Here is a 24090-nt window from a genome sequence, read left to right on the forward strand (position 1 = left end):
CTTAATAAACTAAGCATGATTGTGGTTTATCCTCAGTCGAAATAGTAGTTCCGTTAAAATTCATGAAGCCTATCGGGTAATTTCCCGGTGTATAGCTATAAAAATTACCAAGATTAGGTAATACATAACATAAGTCAGTGGGACTAACACCGTACCATAATGCCATTTCTGCATACAATTCATCGGTAGAAACAGCCGGAATGAAGTTACCTCTGAAAGAGATGTTCTGCGGGCTGGCATTCAGATCCATTTTAGGAAAAGCCCCATAAATCTTTCCTCCTTTCACACTTCCACCAATTACCATTGAATTACCTCCCCACGCATGATCAGAACCTAAACCATTGGAAGTTACTGTACGGGCAAAATCTGAAATCGTGAAGGCCGTTACATTCTCTGCTATGCCCAATTCAACAGTAGCATCATAAAAAGCTTTCAAAGCATCACTTACCACTGGTAATCTTTGATTTAAGCCATTAGCCAAGCCATCGTGCATATCCCATCCACCATATGTTACAAAAAAAATCTGTCTTTTTGCTCCAAGATTAGCTCGCACACTTATTACTTTCGCAATAGCTGCCAGGTCATTTCCTAAACTTGTATTAGGAAATTGGGTAGCAATGCTTGGTACTCTTTTAAGTGCTTCCTTGAATATTTCAAAAGATGCCATAGCACTTCTCGCAGTACCTGCGTAGGTCTCCTGTAGTAAATTAGCGTAGGTTTGCCCAACCAGGCTATCAATAGCCGAATTTCTTATGTCATTAATCAAGCCGGAATCACTCCACCACGAGGGCAAAATATCAAGACCGACATTATTAGGATTTACGTTATTACTTATTGAATATTCACTGATATTTTCACCAGTCTGAAAAATATTCTTTCCACCTAAAGAGATATTCATCGAAATCTGGTTGTTTACGTTTCCCGCATTCAACAAATCAGCTATCCGGCCACCTACTCCTAATGCATTACGGCTTTGCGGCACTGATGTTTGCCATTGCATAATCTGATCAGAATGAGAATAAATGCCTTCAGGGATTTTTTTCAGCCCATTCTCAAATTCAGTAGCATTCATTATTGGCTCAACCAGGGTACCAATATTTGCCATAAATGCTAATTTCCCAGCGTTGAATAAATCACGCATTCCAGTCATAGCCGGGTGAATCCCAAAAGCTCCATAATTACAAGGCAAACCTCTGAAACTTGTACATTGAGGGTTATTTAAAGCTAAAAGTGAGGCATTTGTTATGGCAAGGTCTGATCTTGTCGACGCATATTCATTATATCCGTTATCTCCACCAACCGTTGTTCCTCTTGGTATCAAAACATTATAAGAATCTATACCTCCTGCTAATAGTACACACACTAAAGCTTTATAATCTTCCGAAACAGATGGCTTAGAAGATAAATTTTTATGGCTCATAGCGCCATTTACAGCACCCAGACTTGTCAATGTACTAAGCAAGGTTGTAGTCCCCATAGCAGCACACCCCGATTGTTTTAAGAAATCACGTCTATTCATTTCTATTTTACTTATTAATGAGGTAATCTGGGGACGACATAATCAGGTACACAGCAATACGTACTCTTCTCAGAGCATCGTCATTATCGGGCACACCATTGCTTAAGCTAAGCGGTATATTTAACAGTGCCTTTTTTATAATAGCAAGATTCTTCTCAGATACTCTTCCGTGAGTTAAAATAAGGTTGTATTTATCCAATAATTGCGTAAGTCTATCATTTCTGGTTAAAGGATAATCTGCCGTAAAATTAAATCTGGGTTCTTGTTCGGGCTTATATGTCTCATTACCAAAATATCCGTAGTATTCTATTGGGTCATCATTGATAAGCCAACTATTGAGTGCATTCATATAACCTGTCAGTGTCTGAGAGTTTAATGTCTGAAACTCAGGGCCATACTTACCCATACCTTTTAATGCACCATCTGGCTTATAATCGGGAGAGAAAAAATTAAATACACTTGGCGAATACATTGGTATTTGCCCGGTTTTCTCATATGCTCTTCTCATCGAATTCCGATATACATTGGTAGAAGATTTTAGATTCAATCCTTTAACCAGATTCATATATCTTAAAAATGGTTCCTTTAACCCTCCTGCAAATTGTGTGTTACCATTATTACAGCAATCTCTGGCTTCCGGATCAGTCAAAATAGCTTTAATGACCGCTTTCAGGTCTCCTCTTACACCGCTCCCGTTATTATTAAATATGGTTGCCACACGCTGAATATAAGCTGGGCTTGGGTTTGAAGTAACTAATCGCTGAACCAGACGTCTTGAAATAAAAGGACCGACATTAGGATGATTAAATATTATATCTAAAGCATCTTTAATATCCAATTCACCTTGTGATACTGATCTTGCTGGAATAGTACTGCCTAAGAATGTTTTCGCACCAACTTCGTGCGCATTTACAATTCTCCAATTATTTGGATTCGTCACCCACCATCTTATATAAACATCACTTGAGTCTATTGCATAAAACTTTAGTTTTTTTGTATAACTCCAATAATCCTTGCTTCTTTCACCAATATATCTACTATCACCCCATGATAACCCTGTAAACACCTTTGCCAGATTGGCTATATCATTATTATTATAAGTTGGAATCGACTTTCCGTTACCATCTTTCTTTTCAGTTCCATCTAAATTCAGTTGAAACAATCCTATCGAAAACAATTGCATTAATTCTCTTGCGTAATTCTCATCAGGAAAGGTCTGCTTACCATTATTGAAATCAGTTGCATGGTTGTTCATAAAGGTCAGATAAACCGCCATTGAAGGATGATAAGTGATTTTCTCTATTAAAGTACGATAGTTGGTGAAAGAGTTTTCCAGCAAAACGTCATAATAACTTGCCAGTGCATATGGATTACCATCAAATGCTGAGATCCGAGAGGTAACAAATATTTCGCTGAGGCCTAAAGCAACCCTCCAGCGCAAAATATCAGTAGCAGTCATACTTCCCTGAAACCATGAAATATCAAAATGCCAATCGCTCAGGAATACATTAGTCAGCTCTTTTGAAGGCTCAGTTCGTTTTAGTGAATCGACAATAGACTGATGAAGATTCTGCAGATAGGTAGTAATATTGAAGGAGTTAGGCGTGGCTAATTGCTGGTCAACCCACTTCTCAACACCAAGGGTTGCTACATTCTCAATCTCGTCATAAGTTGTACCCAAAGTAGCTTGAGAAAGTAATCGGGCAGCCGAATTTTTATTGGGAAGATAGCCTGAACTCATAAGCGTCCTGATCCCAGTCTGGTTAGCGATACCAGAAGCAGAAACTTTAACATTCGGAGCGTTCCCTTTGCCAAATGTTACTATTTCTTGGGCATTGGCAAATAAAGTTATGCCTAAGAAGCCACTTAATAAAACGATAGTTAATACCTGACGGATTCCGAAAAGCCTCTGAACTGCAAACAAAGGAAAGCTCATTTCAAATTAATAGAAATTAAAGTAAATAATTCTAAATATAGTAACGGTATAATTTATAAAGTAGCAGCAAACATCAACATACAAAAAACATTCTGCGAAATATAAAAGGGCGTAATAATCCCAATTATATTATTTTGTACTTTTGGTGATTTGTCTAAATTAAGGTTGAGTTTATTCTATTAAGGATTAGTAGTTAAATCTACTTTTAAAAAACTTAAAAGCAATCTATTCTGATAATTCAGATAGACATAAGATTAATATAATGCAGGATTAGGTAGTATTTTATCGGTTGTTACCACAAATTTATACAATTTACAATTAAGCCAAGATTAAAATTTAAAAATATTTACCAATTGGTTATCAGGAACGGAAAAGCTTATCTTTTAAGGAGGCATACTGCTCTAGAAAGTGCAAATTCATAATTTATTTACAAATATTTTCTTCTGAAAGACCCTAACTCTCTTTTAGGGTTTTGTTTCTAAAATCATAAATTCCTCCCGTGCTGACACCCTATTTGCTTTTCACTGAATGCATTGATAATCATTTGAATGATCTTCCCTTAATATCAAAAATTGAAAGGAGAAATGAACTCAGACATTTATCAGAAAACCCTAATGATTTTATCCATTATTTTTGCAGGTTTTTAATTATATCTATAACGATTATCAAACAACTAATCTTTCACTTCTAACTGTTCTTTCAATATTTTTCCGTCATAATCTAATTCTATCCAATATAAACCTTTTGGCAATTTATTTGTAGGCAATAATTTGATTTGTGTACCAAGGTTTTCATAGTAATTGTCTATGATAGTTACTATGGTATTTTCACTCTTATCTTTTAATTTGAGTTTCACATATCCCGGCTTATTAATTCTGAAAACAATCTGCTTCAGTTTATTTATTTCAGTACTGTCTGTTGAAAACTCAGTTACCGATTCGTCATCAGTAGCATTAGTTAATTTCTCATTATTAACAAAGGCTTGCTGCACACAATTAGCAATATCAGCTTTAAATACCGCATTGTTCTTTACTTCAAAACCAGGTAGTAAAACAATACTATTTCCCGCTGTGAACGAAATATCCTTTGTAGTTGGCACAAGACTTTCTGCGGCAATGGCTTTAATGGCCTTATAATCACCATCACTCAAAGGAGAGCGATCTAATTTAATAGTGTCGCTGGCACAATTAATGTTTACACCTCTACAATTGCAACTATTATCAAACTTATCATTAATAGTAAGCGGGTCTCCATCATCACAGATAGTACCTTCACTATCGCAAAGTGAGGCGTTGAAAGTTATTTTACTAAATCCAGAACAAGTAGCGTCTCCCCAATTATTAATAGCCGAAATAAGAATATATTTGGCTCTAATGTCATTAAAATTTGGTCCAATGAAACCAGCATAATCTGCATTACCAGGTGCCTGAGGCCATGTGTAGGTGCCTCCTAACTGTTGCCAGGTAGTACCATCTATTGAATAATCAACATATACACTTTTAAAACCTTTATTTGTTTCTCCTGTTACATTATAATTCCACACTCTGGTATCCTGAAATTTATAAGCGTTATTGAATTCATACCTAATCCAGTTTTTATTATTAGTCCGTGCCGGATTAGGATTAGGCTTAAGAGTGCCACAAGAGAGCCAGGCAGCTTCTGATAAAGTAGTTAGATTATCTGTTGGGCTACAAGAATCATACACCTTATATCTGGCAGATTCATCGTCACAATCAGGACCGGAGCAAGGTGTTCCTACGCACTCGCAGTTAACTATTTTATCATCATTCGTAAAAGGATTCCCGTCATTACAGGCAGTTCCGGCAGGAATACAAGAGACTTCACACTTATAATCATATAAATAAAAAGCCGGTACCCTTTTCCATTCCTTATCTTCATGAAACGGAGTTTTCCAGTACAGGTTAAAGTGGTCTCTCCAGGTATTTTCTTTATGCCTGAACTCAAAATAATAGTACTTATTTTTCTCCATGAAAAATGGTGCTATTGTTTGAGAAACATTATTGGTATGATCAGTTTCATCTGTCTGGTAAACACTTGCCTGATGAGCCGTTTTATTATCGATATTATCATCACTACTTAAGTAAAATAGCACATTCCCATCACCAGTTATATTAAACTCATAATTACCTGAGACTGGTACTGTTAAATAGCCCTGTACGAGGGTTCCATAATTATCTGCAGAATAAGTTGGGGTAGCCGGTAAAGGGCCATAGGCTCCCGGAAGTTTTTCTTTTCGATCTGGCGATAAGGGAAATTTTGGGGCATTAACCAGATCATTGAATACATAATTACCCACTATATTATCATAATAATACGCTTCAGTAAGTCCCTTTTCACCTATACAGGTATTAGCCGTAGCAGGAGTACCTACACAATTACAGAATCCATCCTGCTGATCGTTGGTCGTTGCCGAATTACCATCATTACAAGGTGTTCCTCTTTCAGGGCATACTTGTCCGCAGGTATATTCATAAATATAATTGAAATCTACTATAGCCCAGGGAGCCGCAGGAGTAGAAGCTTTTTTCCATGATAAAGTCAAGTGGTCATTACCTGTCCAATCGAAATTATACATCTCAAAATAATAATACTGTCCTCCTACCAATTGTATACTTACTGAAGTCTGAGCAGGGTCTTTATCATGCTGATCTAAGGTAGTAGAAACTACCACTTCTGCTCTTTTCACCTTATTTGCTGGTAGTTGATTAGTACTTAAATAAAAAACGGCTTTGTCGTCGGCAGTCAGATTAAAAATATAGTTATCAGTCTGAGGTACTTTAATAAAGCCTCTGATCATACCTGCGTAGAAATCGCTATAATTGATTGGTGCTCTTAAAGAGTTGATTATCTGAGTGCCTTCAGGTCTGCTCGGAAAGTTTTCTAAGGCCCATACATCGGTTACATCCGGAAACAAAGGAAAATTTCCCCAATACCCCCATTTAACCTGTCCTGCCGGGCCGATACAACTCTGGGCTTTAATATCCGCTATCGGGATAAGTAAAAACAATAAAAATATTCTATAGATTTTTTTCATGTACTATATCATCTCAATATGTCAGGCATGATTGAGGTTTATTATCGGTTGAAATAGTAGTACCATTAAAATTCATAAATCCTATCGGATAATTACCAGGTGTATAACTGTAAAAATTATCGATATTAGGCAGAACATAACATAAATCGGCAGGACTTACACCATACCATAGAGCCATTTCGGCATATAGTTCATCAGTAGATACAGCAGGGATAAAGTTTCCTCTAAACGAAATAGTCTGCGTATTGTCTGTAAGATTCATCCTCGGGAAAGCCCCATAAATCTTACCTCCTTTCACACTTCCACCTATCACCATAGAGTTTCCCCCCCAGCCATGGTCTGAACCTAAGCCATTAGAAGTAACTGTACGACCAAAATCTGAAATGGTAAATGTTGTTATTTTATCAGCAAGGCCCATTTCTACAGTAGAATCATAGAATGCTTTCAGGGCATTATTTACTACCGGTAAGCGTTGGTTTAAGCCTCCGGCAAGGTTATCGTGCATATCCCAGCCACCATAGTTTACAAAGAAAATCTGTCTTTTAGCCCCAAGGTAGCTCCTTACACTAATAACTTTTGCCACAGCGGCCAGATCTGCCCCCAAGCTTGTAGTTGGAAACTGGGTAGTCATGGCTGGTACTTTTTTAATAGCCTCTTTAAAGAAGGTATACGCATCAATCGCACTTCTGGCCGAGCCCGCAAAGGTTTGTTGAAGTAAATTAGCGTATGTTTGCCCAACTAAACTATCAATTGCTGCATTTCTCAAATCTGTCATCAAGCCTGAGCTACTCCACCAGGCAGGTAATGTTTCCAGCCCTACTGTACTTGGGCTAACATTATTACCGATAGAATATTCAGTAACACTTTCTCCGGTCTGAAAGATATTTTTACCTCCTAAAGAGATATTCATGGAGACTTGTGAATTCGAATTACCAGAGTTCAACAAATCTGCAATTCTACCGCCCACGCCCAACGCACGTCTACTTTGCGGAACCGAGGTCTGCCACTGCATGATCTGATCAGAATGAGAATAGATACCATCAGGAATCTTCTTTAAACCACTCTTAAATTCTGATAAATTCATAATCGGCTCCACTAAGGTACCCACATTAGCCATAAATGCCAGTTTACCTGTATTGAACAAGTCTCTCATACTAGGCATCAGAGGGTGAATACCAAAGGCACCATAATTGCAAGGCAAATTTCTGAAACCTGTACACTGAGGGTTAGTCAATGGTAAAAGCGAGCCGTTAGTTAAAGCAAGGTCTCCTCTTGTATTTGCATATTCATTATAGCCGTTATCACCACCATCATTTGTTCCTGTAGGAACCAACAGATTATAAGAATCAAGTCCACCTGAGAATAACACACATACTAATGCTTTATAGTCTTCAGCAGCAGCGGCCTCTTTTGAAGGAAAGTTTTTATGCCCAAGAGCTCCATTTACCGCTCCTAAACTGGTTAGTGTGCTCAGTAGGGTTGTTGTTCCCATAGCGGCACAACCAGACTGTTTTATGAAATCGCGTCTATTCATTTTAGTATTTTACTTATTAATAAGATAATCTGGAGTTACCATAATTAAGTAAATTGCCAGACGAACTCTTCTCGAAGCATCGTCAGCGTTCGGAACTCCATTAGTTACGCTAATAGGCATTTGAAGTAAAGCCCCTTTGATGATATCAAGCGTTTTTTGAGAAAGCCTACCATGAGCCAGAATCAGGTTATATTTATCTAATAGCTGTGGCAACCTGTCGTTTCTCGTCAATGGATAGTCGGCTGTTAAAATAAATCCGGGCTCTTGTTGTGGCTTATAAGTTTCTCCGCTAAAATAGGTAGTGTACTCTATCACATCATCTACAATAATCCAGCTATTCAATGCATTCAGATAGCCCGTTAAAGTCTGAGAATTTAAAGTCTGAAATTCAGGACCATACTTACCTGTACCTTTCATTGCGCCATCAGGCATATAATCAGGCGCAAAGAAGTTAAACACACTAGGCGAATACATAGGAATTTGTCCCATTTTATCATAAGCCCTTCTCATAACATTACGGAACACACCGCCTGAGGCAGTTAAATTAAGGCCTTTTACTAAATTCGTATATCTGATAAATGGCTCTTTAAATGCTCCGGCAAACTGTGTATCGCCATTGTTACAGCAGTCTCTGGCTTCGGGGTCCAGCAAGACTGCCCTAACCACTGCCTTCAGGTCTCCCCTGACCCCACTTCCATTATTATTAAATACAGTTGCTACCCGTTGTATATAAGCAGGACTAGGATTTGATGTAACCAATCGTTGAATCAGGCGGCGGCCTATAAACGGCCCTACGTTCGGGTGATTGTATAAAATATCCAGCGCATCTTTAATATCTAATTCTCCTTGCTGAACAGAGCGGGTGGGAATGGTACTTCCTAAGAATGTTTTAGGCCCAACTTCATGACCATTTACAATGACCCAAGAACTAGGAGGAAGCCAATCTCTAAGATAGGCATCACTTGAGTCAATCGGATAAAATTTAAGTTTTTTTGTATAACTCCAATAGTCTTTAACAAAATCTCCTAAATACTTGCTATCACCCCATGATAAGCCCGTGAAGACTTTAGCCAGATTGGCAATATCATCATTGTTATATGTGGGGATAGATTTTCCGGCACCATCCTTCTTTTCTGTACCGTCTAAATTCAACTGAAACAAGCCTATCGAAAATAACTGCATTATTTCTCTGGCGTAATTTTCATCAGGAAATGTCTGCTTTTCTACATTGGTGGCACGATTATTCATATAGGTGAGATAAACTGCCATTGATGGATGGTATGTTATTTTTTCTATAAGTGTCCGGTAGTTAGTAAATGAATTTTCTAGTAAAACATCATAATAACTAGACAAAGCTTATGGGTTATTATCAAAAGCAGAAACACGAGAGGTAACAAAAATCTCGCTTAGCCCTAAAGCGACTCTCCAACGTAACAAATCCGGAACTGTCATATTACCCTGAAACCATGCGACATCAAAAAAATAATCTCCAACAGAAGTATTGGCCAATGTTTTAGATGGATTAGTTCGTTTCAATGAATCAGCTAAAGCCTCATGCAAACTTTGTATATAATTATTAATGCTAAAAGAATTAGGCATGGCCAGTTGTTGGTCAACCCATTGTTCAATTCCATTTGTGGCTACATTTTCAATGTCGGCGTAGGTTGTGCCTAAAGTTGCTTGGGAAAGTAATCTGGCAGCAGCGTTTTTATTGGGTAAATAGCCTGAACTCATGAGGGTTTTAATGCCCGTTTGGTTACTGGCATTGGATGAAGAGGTTACTGTAACGTTTGTGGTTTTTCCTTTTCCAAAAGTTACATTCTGCTGTGCTATTGAAAAAGTATTTACTCCACAAAAAATGATCAAAAGAACAAGCGTTATTCCTTGACAAATTTTAAATCGCCTTTGAAACACAAATAGAGGTAAGCTCATTTCAAATTATTAGAAATTAAATTAAACCATTGAAATTATAATAATAACAATTTTAGAAGGTAGTAGCATACACCAATGTACAAAAAACAAACGGCTATAATTTATAATAAGGACATAATTATCCTGATTATATTATTTCGTAACTTTTGGTGATTTTTATTAAGTTTAGATGTTGAGTCTATTATAAAAATTAGTAGTGCTGTTCGCTAAAAAAAACTTATAATGTAATCTGTATCAACAATTTAACAGATTCGGGACAATTTTAAGTAATACTTTAGGTCGTTTTATTTGTTATTAACACAAATATATCGAAAATGTTATGTATTAGGGTTTAAATTTTCCAAAATTTTACTGAGTGGAAACTGTAGAATTACTTTAAGCAAAATTTGTTCCTTTGAAACAATTTTTCTAATATTTATTATCTGTTAGACTTTGTATGCGTTTCCAAATGTCATCAAGTCCTTTATTATTAGCTGCTATTTTATTTTCAATATTTTCTTTAATATACCTTATTCTCTCTTCTGTCATTGGGTGAGAGTTCAGATAAGACCACGTTTGTTTATCACTTTGTTTTTTTTCCTCATTCTCCAATCGTTTCATCAGATAAAGCATTCCTTCAGGATGAATTCGATTATGGTACATTATTTGTAGACCTTTTATATCTGCTTGTTTCTCCATAGACCTTGAAAAATCAAGTTGATGTATATTATCAACCTGATTGACTAGTAGATTGCTTATTGAACCAGTATCTCCGAAAATTACTGAAATAAGTAAAGAACCTGTGAGACCTCTTAATAGTCCTTTTAATGAATGTCTTTCTTTTATATGTGTAACTTCATGCGACAACAACGCAGCTAATTCTTCTGAAGATTTAATCTTTTCTATAATGCCACTGAAAACTACCACATTTCCACCTGGTAGGGCAAAAGCATTCACCTCTTTATTATTAGCTACTGTAAATTTCAAAGGGTACTTGGTTTCGAAGTCTATTTTTCTGGCAAAATCATTCAATAATTTTGTCTTTTCTGTATCAATTTCAGTGTTACTGATAAAACTTTCATAAAGTTTATCACCTAAAGTTATTTCTGTTGATACCGGAATTTTTCCTGAAATATAAGAGGCGAGATTTGGTAATAAAACGAAGTAGATTATCGCTCCAATTGCTAAAAAAACAGAAATTCCAATCAAAGTCACTTTTATAAGGGCATTATATTCTCTTGCCACAACACCAAAACTATTGTCTGGCTTAGGTAAATATCCCTGTAAATTTTGTGATAAAGAGCCCTCGTTATGGTACTCTAAATACTGATGAGGAAACGCGCCATACTTCAGCATGGTTTTGTCTTTACCTGAAAATTCGGCATATTGAATTTCTGAAATAACCCAGATTACTTTTTTCTCATCATAATAAATGCTCAATGAATTACCAAACACCTCAACCTGCGCTCGATTCGGTTTACTGGCCTGGCCATCATAATAGATTGCAGAATGTTGCATAAAAGTTTGTGCTAAAGGAGGTGTTTGAAAGTTAAGCAATCTATCAGCATTTTCTTAGAGTAGACCCTCTTTTAATAAATCATGTAAATGGACAAAACCCATTAATTTATTTTCTTCTACAACTACCAATTGTGTGATATTCTTTTCCTGCATGAAAGATAACGCTGTTACGGCATAATCGTCTGGTGAAATGGTTTTAGGAGTAACTGTCATAATATCTTTTGCGGTCAGAGTCGAAAAATCTGTTTGTTTATTCAACATTCTTCGCAAGTCACCGTCAGTAATAATACCAAGCAGTTCATTCTGCTCGTTTGTTACAGCTGTTGCTCCCAATAATTTTGAGGTCATTTCCAATATAACTGTATGTATATCTGCTTCGGATGCTACTTTTGGCAGAGCATTATTTGGGTACACATCACTTACTTTCAGATACATTTTCTTACCTAAACTTCCACCAGGGTGATATTTTGCAAAGTCTCTATCTGTAAAACCTCTCATTTCTAATAAACAAATAGCTAATGCATCACCCAATGCCAAAGCCGCTGTGGTAGAAGTGGTAGGTGCCAGGTTGAGGGGGCAGGCTTCTCTCTCCACATGAGCATTCAGAATAAAGTCAGTATGAATAGCCAGATAAGATTTTTCGTTGCTCACCATTGCAATCATCTGGTTTCCATGCATTTTTAGCAAGGGGACTAAGACCTTGATTTCGGGGGTATCACCACTCTTTGATATACACAATACTATGTCTTCTTTCTGTATCATCCCTAAATCTCCATGTATTGCATCTGCTGCGTGCATAAAGAGTGCAGGTGTACCTGTAGAGTTCATAGTAGCAACAATTTTCTGCCCAATAATTGCACTTTTCCCGATACCAGTTACTACAAGTCTGCCTTTGCAAGCTAAAATCGCCTCTACACACAATTCAAACTGTTCGTTAATATAACTTTTCAAAGAAAGAATTGCTTCGGCTTCATCTTGCAAAACTTTTTTCGCTACGCTTTGTATTTTTTTTTCTAACTTCGTCTTCACTTTTCTTGACAGGATATTTTTGCACAAAAATAGTGTTTGTTTACCAAGCCTCAAAAGAATAGTGAGCGAAGGGTACTATAAAAACCATTGTATAAAAAAACCGATTGACAACAAAACAATTTTCTAAAACACTGAATGTATCTGTTAAAAAAAAACCGCATTAAAAATTTGTAAAACTCAAGTAAAAAAATAGTATCTTAGCAAAGGCTTAAGTAATTACCTTAAATTAATTGAAACTTTTGTGTATCTATCAGTCAGGCAAAAACTGTTTCTGACTTTATAAATATCAGAATTATCCGGCTGTTGTTCATGCGATTATCTCAACCAACTATTTTTAATCTATCGACACAGCAATATTACTACAGTAAAGTATTATTATAAGTTAATTTGGTGATAGCTTCATCAAAGAAGTCAACATGAAATTGCTCAGATACTGACCTATTTTTTAAAATATTGTAAATTTTCCGTACAGCAATTTTGCGTTTATGGTAGAACCAGTAATTCAACAATCATTAAAAGAAAAACTCAAAGAAATTTTTGGTTTTGATGCTTTTCGTGGCGAGCAGGAAGTGATTATTCATAACATTGTGTCAGGAAAAAACACTTTTGTTATTATGCCCACAGGAGCCGGGAAATCGCTTTGCTATCAGTTACCGGCTATGGTACTTGACGGCACAGCCATTGTTATTTCTCCGCTTATTGCCTTGATGAAAAATCAGGTTGACCAGATGACCGCCTTTGGCATTAACGCTCAGTTTTTAAATTCGACTTTGAATAAGGCTGAAATGACCAAAGTGAAGAACGATGTGTTAAGTGGAGAGTGTCGCCTATTGTATATTGCGCCTGAATCTCTTACCAAAGAAGATAATCTATCGTTTTTACAGAAAGCCAATCTCTCTTTCGTAGCTGTCGATGAAGCCCACTGTATTTCAGAGTGGGGTCATGACTTCAGACCTGAATACCGTCGTATCAGAGGTATTATTGATGACATCAGCTCAAACTTACCTGTTATTGCGCTTACAGCTACCGCTACCCCAAAAGTGCAACAGGATATTAAGAAAAATCTGAATATGGATGAAGCGATGATTTTCAAATCGTCATTCAACCGAAAGAATTTATATTATGAGATTCGTCCTAAAATAGATTCTAAAAAACAACTGATCCGCTATATTCTCAACAATAAAGGTAAATCAGGTATTGTTTACTGTCTGAGTCGTAAAAAAGTTGAGGAGATTGCGAATCTATTGAGCGTAAACGGTATTAAAGCCTTGCATTATCATGCCGGTTTAGATGCTGATACCCGGATGAAAAACCAGGACGCTTTCCTGAATGAAGAAGCTGATGTAATTGTTGCAACGATTGCATTCGGAATGGGAATTGACAAACCGGATGTTCGCTTTGTGATTCACTACGATGCCCCGAAATCGCTTGAAGGTTATTATCAGGAAACCGGAAGGGCAGGGCGTGATGGTCTGGAGGGTAATTGCCTGATGTTCTACAGTTTCGACGATATACTGAAATTAGAGAAGTTCAATAAAGATAAAACCGTTACGGAAAGAGATAACGCTAAAGCCTTATTGATGGAAATGGTAGCCTACTCTAATTTAGGGATCTGCCGTCGTCGTCAATTATTAAGTTATTTTGGTGAGTATGCTGAAAAAGATTGTGGTTTCTGTGATAACTGCCTGAAACCTACCAAGAAATTCAAGATAGAAGACGAAGCCGTTCTGGCATTAAAGGCGATCTTGCAGGTAGGTGAAAGATTTGATATTCAGCATATTGCAGATGTACTAACGGCTAATACTGCAAATGCTTATATTCGTAGCTATGAACATGATAAATTAGAAGTGTATGGCAGAGGTAAAAGTATGTTTGTTGAAGCAGAGGACGATGATGAAGAGGACGATGACGAAGAGGAATTGGATATTGTAAGCGACGATGAGTCTGATGATGATGAAGATGATGCACCAGTAGCAACCAAAAGCCCATCACACTCACCAAAGAAAACTGAAAAACCTAAAAAGGCTGACAATAAAAAGACTCCAAACGATTATTGGGTCTCAATTCTACGCCAGATGATGGTGTTAGGTTATATTGAGAAAGATATTGAAAACGCTTACGGAGTTGTAAAAGTGTCTGAAAAAGGTAAAAACTTTATTCAGGACTCTTATCCGATTACGATTGCCGAAGATCATAACTACGAAAACACTGAAAGTAGCGACGATGATGATGTACCAATGAATAGCGGCCCATCAGGTGGTGGCGGGGCTTTCGACTCGGCATTATTCGAATTACTGAAAGCACTCCGTAAAAAAATTGCCAAAGAAAAGAATGTTCCGCCTTACGTAGTTTTCCAGGATCCTTCTTTAGAAGAGATGGCAACTACTTATCCAACCACTTCTCAAGATCTGGCGCAGATCAATGGTGTAGGTTTAGGCAAAGTACAGAAGTTTGGTAAGCCTTTTCTGGAGTTGATTTCCAAATATGTTGAAGAAAACGAAATTGAAACAACTCAGGATTTAGTAGTAAAATCAGCCATTAATAAGTCAAAAATCAAGATCTACATTATTCAGCAAATCGACCGTAAGATTGATTTAGATGAAATTGCTGAATCAAAAGATTTAACAATGGCTGAATTAATTGAAGAAATTGAACATATCTGTTATTCGGGTACTCGACTCAATCTTGATTATTATATCAATCAGGTGGTTGATGATGAACATCAGGAAGAAATTTATGATTATTTCATGAGTGCTGAAACCGATAATATACGTGCTGCTCAAAAGATTTTTGACGGCGATGAATATCCTGAAGAAGAATTACGATTAATGCGTATTAAATTTTTATCTGAAATGGCAAATTAATTTATTATATTTGAGATAAGAACGCTTAGACGATACCGTAAGAACGATATATACAACAAAATCATAAAAAGTGTGAAAAGCATAACATTATGCTTCACACTTTTTTGTTTTTATAGATTCAAAAAACAAAAATTGGCAAATAATAGATCAATAAGGTGTATTTATGACATAAAATCATGCGTGAATGCATAATTTTTTATTATTTAACATCAAAAAAATCATTATTAATAGTTATTCAATAAAATAAATATACTTTTGTATAAATTTATCAATCAAATCATACAAGTTATCATGAACATTTTTGTTGGAAGTCTACCATTTAGAATTGAGGAAAGTGAATTAAAGCAATATTTTGAAGAATATGGTGAAGTTAGTTCTGTAAAAATTATTATCGACAAAGTTACAGGAAGAAGCAAAGGTTTTGCATTTGTAGAAATGCCAGACGATGCTGCCGCTCTGAAAGCTATCGCTCAATTGAATGGCGCAGACATCGGTGGCCGCACAGCCGTGGTAAATCAAGCAGAAGAAAGAAGAGAAAGACCATCAGGTGGTGGCGGTGGCTTCAACCGTGGCGGTGGAGATTTCAACCGTGGCGGCGGTGGCGGTTATAACCGTGGCGGTGACCGTGGCGGCAATGGCGGCGGACGCAGATATTAATATTCTTCAAAATACTATCATATATTTTAAGGAAACTGAGCTTCCATTTAATGGTGTGCTTGGTTTCCTTTTTTTATCTCTCATGATATGATAAGTCATATAAAAAGCCTCTAACTGTTTAGCAAGAGGCTTCTATACTTTATATAATAATACAATCAAGGTAAAGGTTTTACCATTATATCTTTGAAATATACTTTGCTTTTAGGGTCATGACCCTGCAACGCAAAAGTACCACTGCTGATTCGTCGCCCTTTTCTATTTTCCGGTAAATCAGCAGGCTCGTCGTATTCAACGGCAACCTTATCATTTACTTTAATTGTTACATGTTTATCTTTCACAATTATAGTTTCGGTGTACCATACATTATCCTTTACTAAAGTATCTTTTACATCCTTAATACCATATAAACTTCCGGTACGTCTCCAATCTGTGTGCGAATTGTTTACCTGTACCTCATACCCTTTATCAGGCCAGCTCCCTTGTTGGTACTCAGTATGAAAATACATACCTGAGTTTGAACCCGGGGTAGTCATTACTTGAGCCTTAAACTCAAAGTTCTTAAAATCATGATTGTTGACTGGTCCTACATAAAATAAGTGTGCTACCGGGCCATTAACGGCAATACTACCATTTTCGATACTAAAAGTACTGGCATTGTCGCCGACTTTCCAGCCATCAAACGATTTACCATCAAAGAGCGAGTACCAACCATCTTTTGATTTTTTTTGTGCAAAGCTGGTATTGGTTAGTAAAAATAAGGCAAATGCATAATAACAAATTCGTTTCATAAGGTATTTTGTTAGTTTATAAAGGCGAGTGCCGCCGAGTTGAATAATTCCAACAATTTTACGAAACTAATTTTAAATCTTCATTTTAAATAAACATTAATTATCAAAACAGGCTTTCAGATGATTTTTCAGACTTACCAATACTTACATAATTTTGCTGCCATATAGGATATGGTACTAATGCAACACCATTTAATGTCTTTACGATACAAAAGCCAGGCCATTAAATACTTCAACAGTATAAATCATGCTTTTTATTGTGGCAAAACTATGTAATAGCAGAAATTATACCTGCCTCTGTAAAATCATCTGAAGGTATCCTCTACGCCCACTCGAAAGTATGTTTAGGCTTCATGACGAAGCCATACAAATGCTTTTATAAAACAAAAGAAGAACCAAGTGATTCTCCCCTTATATGGCAAAGTATTTATCTTACGGTTTAGCACTCTGTAGCACTCAATGCGAGTCCTGCCTGAGAAGTCTCCTTGTATTTTTTAGACATATCTTTTCCAGTTGCCCGCATGACCTTAATTACACTATCCAAAGAGATTTTCTGATAGCCGGTGTTGCCCGAAGAAGCTAATAGATAAGCATTGTAAGCTTTAATAGCTCCCATAGCATTGCGCTCGATACACGGTATCTGTACATAGCCGCCTATGGGGTCACAGGTCATACCTAAATGATGCTCAATGGCTATTTCGGCGGCAGCTTCAACAGTTTCAATCGAACGTCCGGCACAATAAGCCAACATAGCGGCAGCCATGGCAGAGGCAGAGCCTATCTCTCCCATACAACCCATTTCAGCACCCGATATACTTGCGTTGTGTTTAATAAGAAAACCAACGGCAGCCGCGGCCAACATCCCCTCTCTCAGTTTTTGTTTATCATAATGATAATGATTCCGCAACAGATAAGTAATACCCGGAATCACACCGGAAGCTCCGGAAGTAGGGGCAGTTACTACAATATTTCCTGCGGCGTTTTCTTCAGAAGCTGCCATACAGTAGGCATTCAGAAACACCATGAAGCTATCGGTCGCTGAAGCATGGCTCTTGGCTTGTTCATATAAAACAGGGGCTTTTCTTCTTAACTTAATGCTACCGGGTAAAACCCCCTTATGCCTTAAGCCTCTTTTAACAGCCTTGTGCATGGTCTCTAAAATATCATCAATCTTCTGATATATCTCTTTACGTGTCAATCCTGTTAAAGCCATTTCATTGGCTATCATCAGGTCGGTTAAAGAAAGTTTATTTTTTGCTAACTGTTCAATTAACTCATCCATCGTTGAAAATGGGAAAGCAGGCACTTTATTGGCAGCCGCCCTTATATCTTCTTCTCCTTTACGCTGAATAAACCCCCCTCCTACTGAATAATATTCTTCTTCTGATATTATTAATCCATTACATATTAACTTAAACACCAGAGTATTAGGGTGCGGAGAATCATAACGGCTTCTCTCAAAAATAATGCTCTTCGCTGTCAGGGTGATAGGTTTAGCCTGAATAGAAATTGGATAAGTATCGTCGGTATTTTTCAATAAAGCTGTAAAAGCTGTTGGCTCGCAGGTATCAGGTAACCAACCCAACAGACCTGCCATTACAGCCCTGTCGGTTCCATGCCCTTTTCCTGTAGCACTTAAAGAGCCATATAAATGTATTTTTATCTGAAGAGGTTCTGTCAATAATGATTCGGGCAAAGCTTTTGCCCGCTGTAGAAAATCAAAAGCGGCCTTCATAGGCCCGATAGTATGCGAACTTGACGGACCCGGCCCAATTTTGAATAAATCAAAAACGGAAGTCGTAATAGGTTCTTTAAGCATTGTCGTAGATGAAGTTAATTCTTTCACGAATTAATACCATTTCAGACAAATCACCAACATTCGGCCTAATCTTTTATTTTCCAATCATTTCAGTCGGACGCCCCCGCAAGGCACTCCAGGTATCATCAATAGCAATTTGCGTAACTGCCTGAACACCTGCCAGTTCAAGGGCTACCCAGACCGTTTCTCTTTTTATATTACTTTTGATTTTCCCTGTTCCTTTCGGATAACATGCCCAGAACAGGCAATCGTATTTGCCAGCATCTTTTACCTCGGCACAAAGTCTTTCGAGTTCATCCTGGCTGGTGGCAAATACCTGTACAAAATCGTACTTTTTACCTGCTTCTGCTGTGGTATCGTGCGCTATATCTTTTAGTATAGCTGTGTATTCAGCAGGGGCATTAACTACGAGTAAAGCCCCCTTATCATTCAATCTTAGTTTCTTAAAAATAGCGGTTGCGTCCATAGTTTTATTGTTTTTGACCTAAGCTAAACCAATTACCCGAATCATCTTTAAACAAGGCCTCAATACCATAAAACTCTTCTTTAGGCACTTTGGTAAACTCCACACCTTTAGCTTTCAGTTCTTCATAAGTAGCATAAATATCATTGCACTGAAATACCCCAAAGCCAAAAGTACCCCTCTTTACTAAATTACGCATCTGCTCGGCTGATTCGTCATCGAACATCATACCTGAAACAATGGGCATAAGTGTAATTTCAATATCGGGTTGTTCGGGTGGTGTTACTGTCAGCCAACGCATTCCAGGCCCCATCGGAGCATCTGTAGCTACCTGAAAACCTAATTTGTTTACATAAAAATCGTAGGCACTGTCCTGATTCAAGACATAGACACTTACATGCGAGATTTTTGAAATCATTTTCTTGTCTGTTTAAATGGTTATCAAGACAAACTTCGATAATCTTTCATGAAACCACTTCTTCAAAATTGCTATTTTGCTTCCAGCCTTTGGCCTCTGCAAAACAACCGGGGATATATCTCAAAGGCTTTGCTAAAATCTCTGCCTGTCGCATTAATTGTTCTTGCTGATAGACTGATGGTGTTTTACCTACACTTCGCTTAAACAAACCCGTAAAAGAACTAATACTATCAAAACCAACCCCGTAACAAACCTCTGCCACAGGTATAGCAGTTTTCAGTAATCCTTTAGCTTTCTCGATTCTCACATAAGTAAGATATTGATGTGGTGTTTTGCCATAAGTATTCCTGAAAAGCCTGATAAAGTGAAATTTTGAAAAAAACGCTTCATCGGCAATATCATTCAAATCAATGTTATCGGGATAATGCTTATCGATAAATAGCTTCGCCTGTACAATTCTTCGGTAGAGATATACTTTTGGGTATTGGGCTTGCATAGAGGTAGGTTGAATTTATTAATGCCCCGCTTTCTGATAACTCCACCCTTCCTCCTGTTTCAGCACAGTTTCGGCAATAGCTGAGGGCACAAAAGAAGCTGTGGGCAACATATCAGCTTCTGTTAATTTATAGCGTTTCATGGTATTACGGCAAACGGCAAAAACTACCCCGTCTTTCTGAAGTTTTTCTATTTGAACAGCAAAAGGAGAAGTATCTTTTTTAATGGCAGCAACCGCAGGCCCATGTATCAGCACTTCTACTTTAGTATCGGGCATTTCACGCCACAAATTCCTGATCTGGCGTAATACTGTCGCCTGATCGGTTGTATCGGCACTATTAAGGTCAATTAATAGCTTATGTGTTTTGCCCTGTGCATAACTGTTTGAGAAAGTCATTAGCATCATTCCGCATGCTATGGCAAAAATCTGAATAAAGGTTTTCATTGTATTATATCTGGTTTAATTTGTTTTATTCACTTTCCTTTATTGTACCATTCCTTTATAGGCTTAAATGGGCCGTATTTATGCTGTTGTTCACTGAATGAATCGGTATATGGGCCAAATGGGTGGTCTATCGGCTTTTTGGCTATATCCGGCCAGTCAGTGCTTAAATCTTTTGCCGGGCGAGGCATTGAGTTTACGAATGCAGCTACATCCCAGGCTTCTTCATCACTTAATTTCGGTTTCTCGTAGGTGGTACCTAATGGCATATTGTATTTGACGTATCCGGCAAACATGGATATTCTGAATAATCCTGACCCTGTATTATAACTATGATCGCCCCAAAGCGGCGGATAAGTATAAGTCTTGCCATCTGCCGCTATAACACCTTGTCCGTCAGTCTGATGGCACGACTGACAGTTTTTCTCATAAACTGTGCGGCCTTTTATAGGATTTGCTGCTCTTGCCAGATATTTCACTTTAAAAATGCCCGTCCCTTTTGGCGTTATTTTTTTCGGCACATCCGCCCCTAACCATTTAATATAAGCATTTATCGATTGCATTTCATAGCTTGTTGAATCTAATGCTTTGCCATTCAGGCTACGTTCCAGACAATCATTCACCCGCTTTATAATACTTTCTTTAGTACCTGACCTCGCCCGAAATCTCGGATAGGTAGAGTAGACTGCAAAATAATTATTTCCCCACGGTTGTGTGCCTGCCTGCAAATGGCAATTCTGGCAATTCAGACCATTCGACATCTGCCTGATGCTACCATTCGGCCCTAAATACCTGGCTGTATGCGCTATCAGTTCTCTACCATACAGAATCTTTTCTTTTTCTTCTTTGGCCAGTCTATCCATTCGCCAATCGGAGGGAGCCGTCCAGAGATTTACAAAATTTGTATCAATTTTAATAAATTTCTTCTCAATTGCAGATAAATTTGAAGCCGATTCCGGAAGATGGAAAAACTCTTTCATCAGCATACCCAAAATGATAAAACCCACTATTGAAACGATAGCAGCAATCCACCTGATACTAACAAGGATTGACGTGATAGTTTTCTCGAGAGGCTTTTGCTCAAAAGGAGACATTACAACAGGGGTTATTTTCTTTATGCAAAGTACACATTTTCCTTTAATCCTAACTATCACCCAATAATGAAATTTCTGAAAATACTTCTCTTTACAATTTTTATCCCTTGTGCCAGTTTTGCACAGCAATTTGTCAGAGTCAATCAATTAGGTTATCTGCCAAACAGTATAAAAGTAGCAGTGCTGTTATCAAGAGACAATACGTCTGTTCATTCTTTTGAAATCAGAGATGCCCTGACAGATAAGACTGTTTTTACTTCTAACAAAGTCCGCTCACAAGGCCCATTTGGCAATTTTACAGCTTCTTACAGATTGGATTTTTCAGCTTTCCAGAAAAAGGGAGCCTATTACATTTATTTACCCAGAACCAAATCGGTAAAATTCAGAATAGCCAATGATGTATATGCAGGAACAGCCGATTTTTTATTGAAATATATGCGCCAGCAAAGATGTGGCTATAACCCTTTTCTGAAAGACTCCTGCCATACTCAGGACGGATTCATTGTTTATCATCCTGACCCTAAGAAAGACTCCACATATATTAATGTAGTGGGTGGCTGGCACGATGCCTCTGATTATCTGCAATATACCACCACTACGGCTAATGCCATTTATCAGATGCTTTTGGCTTATCAGCATAACCCTGTTGCTTTTAAAGACGCTTATAACGCCGCCGGACAACCAGGTGCTAATGGCATACCAGATATTTTAGACGAAGTAAAATGGGGTATTGACTGGTTGCTACGAATGAATCCGGCTTATGGAGAAATGTATAACCAGATAGCCGACGACAGAGACCATTCAGGTTTGCGCCTGCCAACACAAGATGTAGCCAATTATGGCAATGGAAAAATGCGCCCTGTTTATTTTTGTACCGGCAAACCACAAGGGGCTTTTCAGTACAAAAGCCGGGCGACAGGTATTGCTTCTACTGCCGGAAAATATGCTTCAACCTTTGCGCTTGGCTCAAAAATTCTGCAAAAGTTCTACCCTGATTATGCTAAAGCCCTGAAAACCAAAGCTATTGAAGCCTATGATTGGGGTAAGAAGAATCCAGGTGCCTGCCAGACAGCCCCATGTAAAGCTCCATATTTTTATGAGGAAGACAACTGGACAGACGACATGGAATTAGCAGGAGCAGAATTAGCAAAACTAACAGCCGACAAGACCTATCTGAAAGATGCCATCAGTTTTAGTAAGGAGGAAACCATTACCCCATGGATGATTAATGATACCGCCAGACATTACCAATGGTATCCGTTTATGAATGCCGGGCATTATCAGATTGCCAGTCAGACTACTGATAAGCAACCCTATATAAACTATTATGCAAAAGGCTTAGGTGCTATACAAGAGAGAGCCAAAAAGAACCCATTTATGAATGGTATTCCGTTTATCTGGTGTTCTAACAATCTGGTATCTGCTACGCTTACACAACTCTGCCTCTACCGTCAAATGGGTGGAAAGGGTTTTGAGGAAATGGAAGCTGCGCTGAGAGATTGGTTATTTGGCTGTAACCCCTGGGGCACAGCCATGATAGTAGGATTACCGAGAATTGGTGATTCTCCGGAAGACCCTCATTCATCATTCACTATCAAATACAACTATCCGATTGATGGTGGTTTGGTAGATGGGCCAGTGAGAAATTCTATTTTCTCAGGTTTAAAATATGTGGCACTCCGCTTTCCTGATGAATATGCTGATTTCCAGTCAGCAATGGCGGTTTATCATGATGATTTCGGAGATTACTCCACCAACGAACCAACAATGGATGGTACCGCTTCTCTGACGTATTATTTGTCAACTTTAGAAACATCGATTCCGGCCCCTGTTAATATTCAAAATTTAACCCTTACTAAAGGTGCAATTACCCGTTTCAATTCACAGCAAAAGGTAATCCGTCTGGCTTTTACTGGGCATGATTTTTACGAAGGCGGGCAAACTGTCAGAAATGCATTAAAGAAAAACGCTGTAAAAGCCTCCTTTTTCTTCACAGGAGACTTTTATAGAAATTCTGAAACCCAATCGCTCATTAAAAACCTCCAAGCCGACGGGCATTATTTAGGCGGGCATTCAAACAAACACCTTCTTTATAATGACTGGACAAAACGAGATTCAATGTTAATAAGCAGGGAAGAATTTGAAAACGACCTGAAAGCCAATTATGAAGTAATGGAAGAATTTGGCATCAGTAAAGAAAAAGCTCTCTACTTTATGCCACCCTATGAGTGGTATAATGAAACAATTGCCGAATGGACAAAAGCCTCTGGTTTGCAACTTATCAACTTTACTGGCGGCACAGGTTCTAACAGAGATTATACTTACCCGGAATTGGGGGCAAGATATGCCGATAACCAGACTATCATGAACGATATTCTGAAATATGAAGCCAATGCCAAAGATAATCTTAGTGGCTTTGTACTGCTCCTGCACTTAGGCACTGACCCACGACGAAAAGAGAAGTTTTATAATAAATTAGATGAGTTGATTAAGGTTCTGAAAAAGAAAGGCTATAAATTTAAGCGTTTGTAAGTTTAGAGTTATTAAG

The 24090-nt window shown here is 37.8% G+C and carries 16 protein-coding genes and 2 pseudogenes; 4 read left to right on the forward strand and 14 right to left on the reverse strand.

What is annotated here, in order from left to right:
• Nucleotide 1 precedes the first annotated feature (1 nt).
• The 7 genes and pseudogenes from H1R81_RS18215 to H1R81_RS18250 all read right to left on the reverse strand — a co-directional run bounded on the left by H1R81_RS18215 (nt 2) and on the right by H1R81_RS18250 (nt 12502).
• Entirely contained in the window at nt 2–1519 is a 1518-nt protein-coding gene (locus H1R81_RS18215) for a DUF1501 domain-containing protein (RefSeq protein ID WP_181842181.1), read from the reverse strand.
• Nucleotides 1520–1526: 7 nt separating this feature from the next.
• Nucleotides 1527–3455 carry a DUF1800 family protein gene (locus H1R81_RS18220; RefSeq protein ID WP_181842182.1) on the reverse strand — a complete coding sequence of 643 codons (1929 nt, stop codon included), beginning with the start codon at nt 3453–3455 and terminating at the stop codon, nt 1527–1529.
• Nucleotides 3456–4128: 673 nt separating this feature from the next.
• Entirely contained in the window at nt 4129–6510 is a 2382-nt protein-coding gene (locus H1R81_RS18225) for a PA14 domain-containing protein (protein WP_181842183.1), read from the reverse strand.
• Between the two features lie 13 nt (nt 6511–6523).
• Nucleotides 6524–8044, reverse strand: coding sequence for a DUF1501 domain-containing protein (locus H1R81_RS18230; protein ID WP_181842184.1), 1521 nt, complete (start codon nt 8042–8044; stop codon nt 6524–6526).
• Nucleotides 8045–8053: 9 nt separating this feature from the next.
• Nucleotides 8054–9976, reverse strand: a pseudogene (locus H1R81_RS18235) (DUF1800 family protein).
• A 408-nt stretch (nt 9977–10384) separates the two neighbouring features.
• On the reverse strand, nt 10385–11473 hold the full coding sequence (locus tag H1R81_RS18245; RefSeq protein WP_181842187.1) for a M48 family metallopeptidase: 1089 nt from the start codon (nt 11471–11473) through the stop codon (nt 10385–10387).
• Between the two features lie 54 nt (nt 11474–11527).
• The gene (locus tag H1R81_RS18250; RefSeq protein ID WP_181842188.1) at nt 11528–12502 is read right to left on the reverse strand and encodes an SIS domain-containing protein; all 975 of its coding nucleotides are present in this window, start codon (nt 12500–12502) and stop codon (nt 11528–11530) included.
• 485 nt (nt 12503–12987) lie between these two features.
• Here H1R81_RS18250 and H1R81_RS27790 point away from each other — a divergent pair.
• The 3 genes and pseudogenes from H1R81_RS27790 to H1R81_RS18260 all read left to right on the forward strand — a co-directional run.
• Nucleotides 12988–14307, forward strand: a pseudogene (locus H1R81_RS27790) (RecQ family ATP-dependent DNA helicase); the annotation flags it as partial.
• Between the two features lie 114 nt (nt 14308–14421).
• Nucleotides 14422–15366, forward strand: coding sequence for an HRDC domain-containing protein (locus tag H1R81_RS27795; protein WP_409013560.1), 945 nt, complete (start codon nt 14422–14424; stop codon nt 15364–15366).
• Nucleotides 15367–15657: 291 nt separating this feature from the next.
• Entirely contained in the window at nt 15658–16023 is a 366-nt protein-coding gene (locus tag H1R81_RS18260) for an RNA-binding protein (protein WP_181842190.1), read from the forward strand.
• A 155-nt stretch (nt 16024–16178) separates the two neighbouring features.
• Here the strand turns inward: H1R81_RS18260 and H1R81_RS18265 are convergent, their stop codons facing one another.
• From H1R81_RS18265 to H1R81_RS18295, 7 genes are all read right to left on the reverse strand, one after another.
• Nucleotides 16179–16811: a DUF1080 domain-containing protein gene (locus tag H1R81_RS18265; protein WP_181842191.1), complete on the reverse strand. Its 633-nt coding sequence runs from the start codon at nt 16809–16811 to the stop codon at nt 16179–16181.
• Nucleotides 16812–17250: 439 nt separating this feature from the next.
• A complete protein-coding gene (locus H1R81_RS18270) occupies nt 17251–18630 on the reverse strand; it encodes an L-serine ammonia-lyase (protein WP_181842192.1) in 1380 nt (459 codons plus the stop codon).
• 73 nt (nt 18631–18703) lie between these two features.
• On the reverse strand, nt 18704–19096 hold the full coding sequence (locus H1R81_RS18275; RefSeq protein WP_181842193.1) for a DUF3052 domain-containing protein: 393 nt from the start codon (nt 19094–19096) through the stop codon (nt 18704–18706).
• Between the two features lie 4 nt (nt 19097–19100).
• The gene (locus H1R81_RS18280) at nt 19101–19511 is read right to left on the reverse strand and encodes a VOC family protein (RefSeq protein WP_181842194.1); all 411 of its coding nucleotides are present in this window, start codon (nt 19509–19511) and stop codon (nt 19101–19103) included.
• Between the two features lie 46 nt (nt 19512–19557).
• Complete coding sequence (locus tag H1R81_RS18285; protein ID WP_181842195.1) at nt 19558–20007, reverse strand: AraC family transcriptional regulator; 450 nt, start codon at nt 20005–20007, stop codon at nt 19558–19560.
• An 18-nt stretch (nt 20008–20025) separates the two neighbouring features.
• Nucleotides 20026–20451 (reverse strand): DsrE family protein, encoded by a 426-nt coding sequence (locus tag H1R81_RS18290; protein WP_181842196.1) that lies wholly within the window; start codon nt 20449–20451, stop codon nt 20026–20028.
• A 29-nt stretch (nt 20452–20480) separates the two neighbouring features.
• On the reverse strand, nt 20481–21542 hold the full coding sequence (locus H1R81_RS18295; protein WP_181842197.1) for a c-type cytochrome: 1062 nt from the start codon (nt 21540–21542) through the stop codon (nt 20481–20483).
• 66 nt (nt 21543–21608) lie between these two features.
• Between H1R81_RS18295 and H1R81_RS18300 the strand changes: the two genes are divergently transcribed.
• Nucleotides 21609–24074, forward strand: coding sequence for a glycoside hydrolase family 9 protein (locus H1R81_RS18300; protein WP_181842198.1), 2466 nt, complete (start codon nt 21609–21611; stop codon nt 24072–24074).
• Nucleotides 24075–24090: the final 16 nt, after the last annotated feature.

Source organism: Emticicia sp. BO119, from assembly GCF_013912375.1.
Classification (GTDB): domain Bacteria; phylum Bacteroidota; class Bacteroidia; order Cytophagales; family Spirosomataceae; genus Emticicia.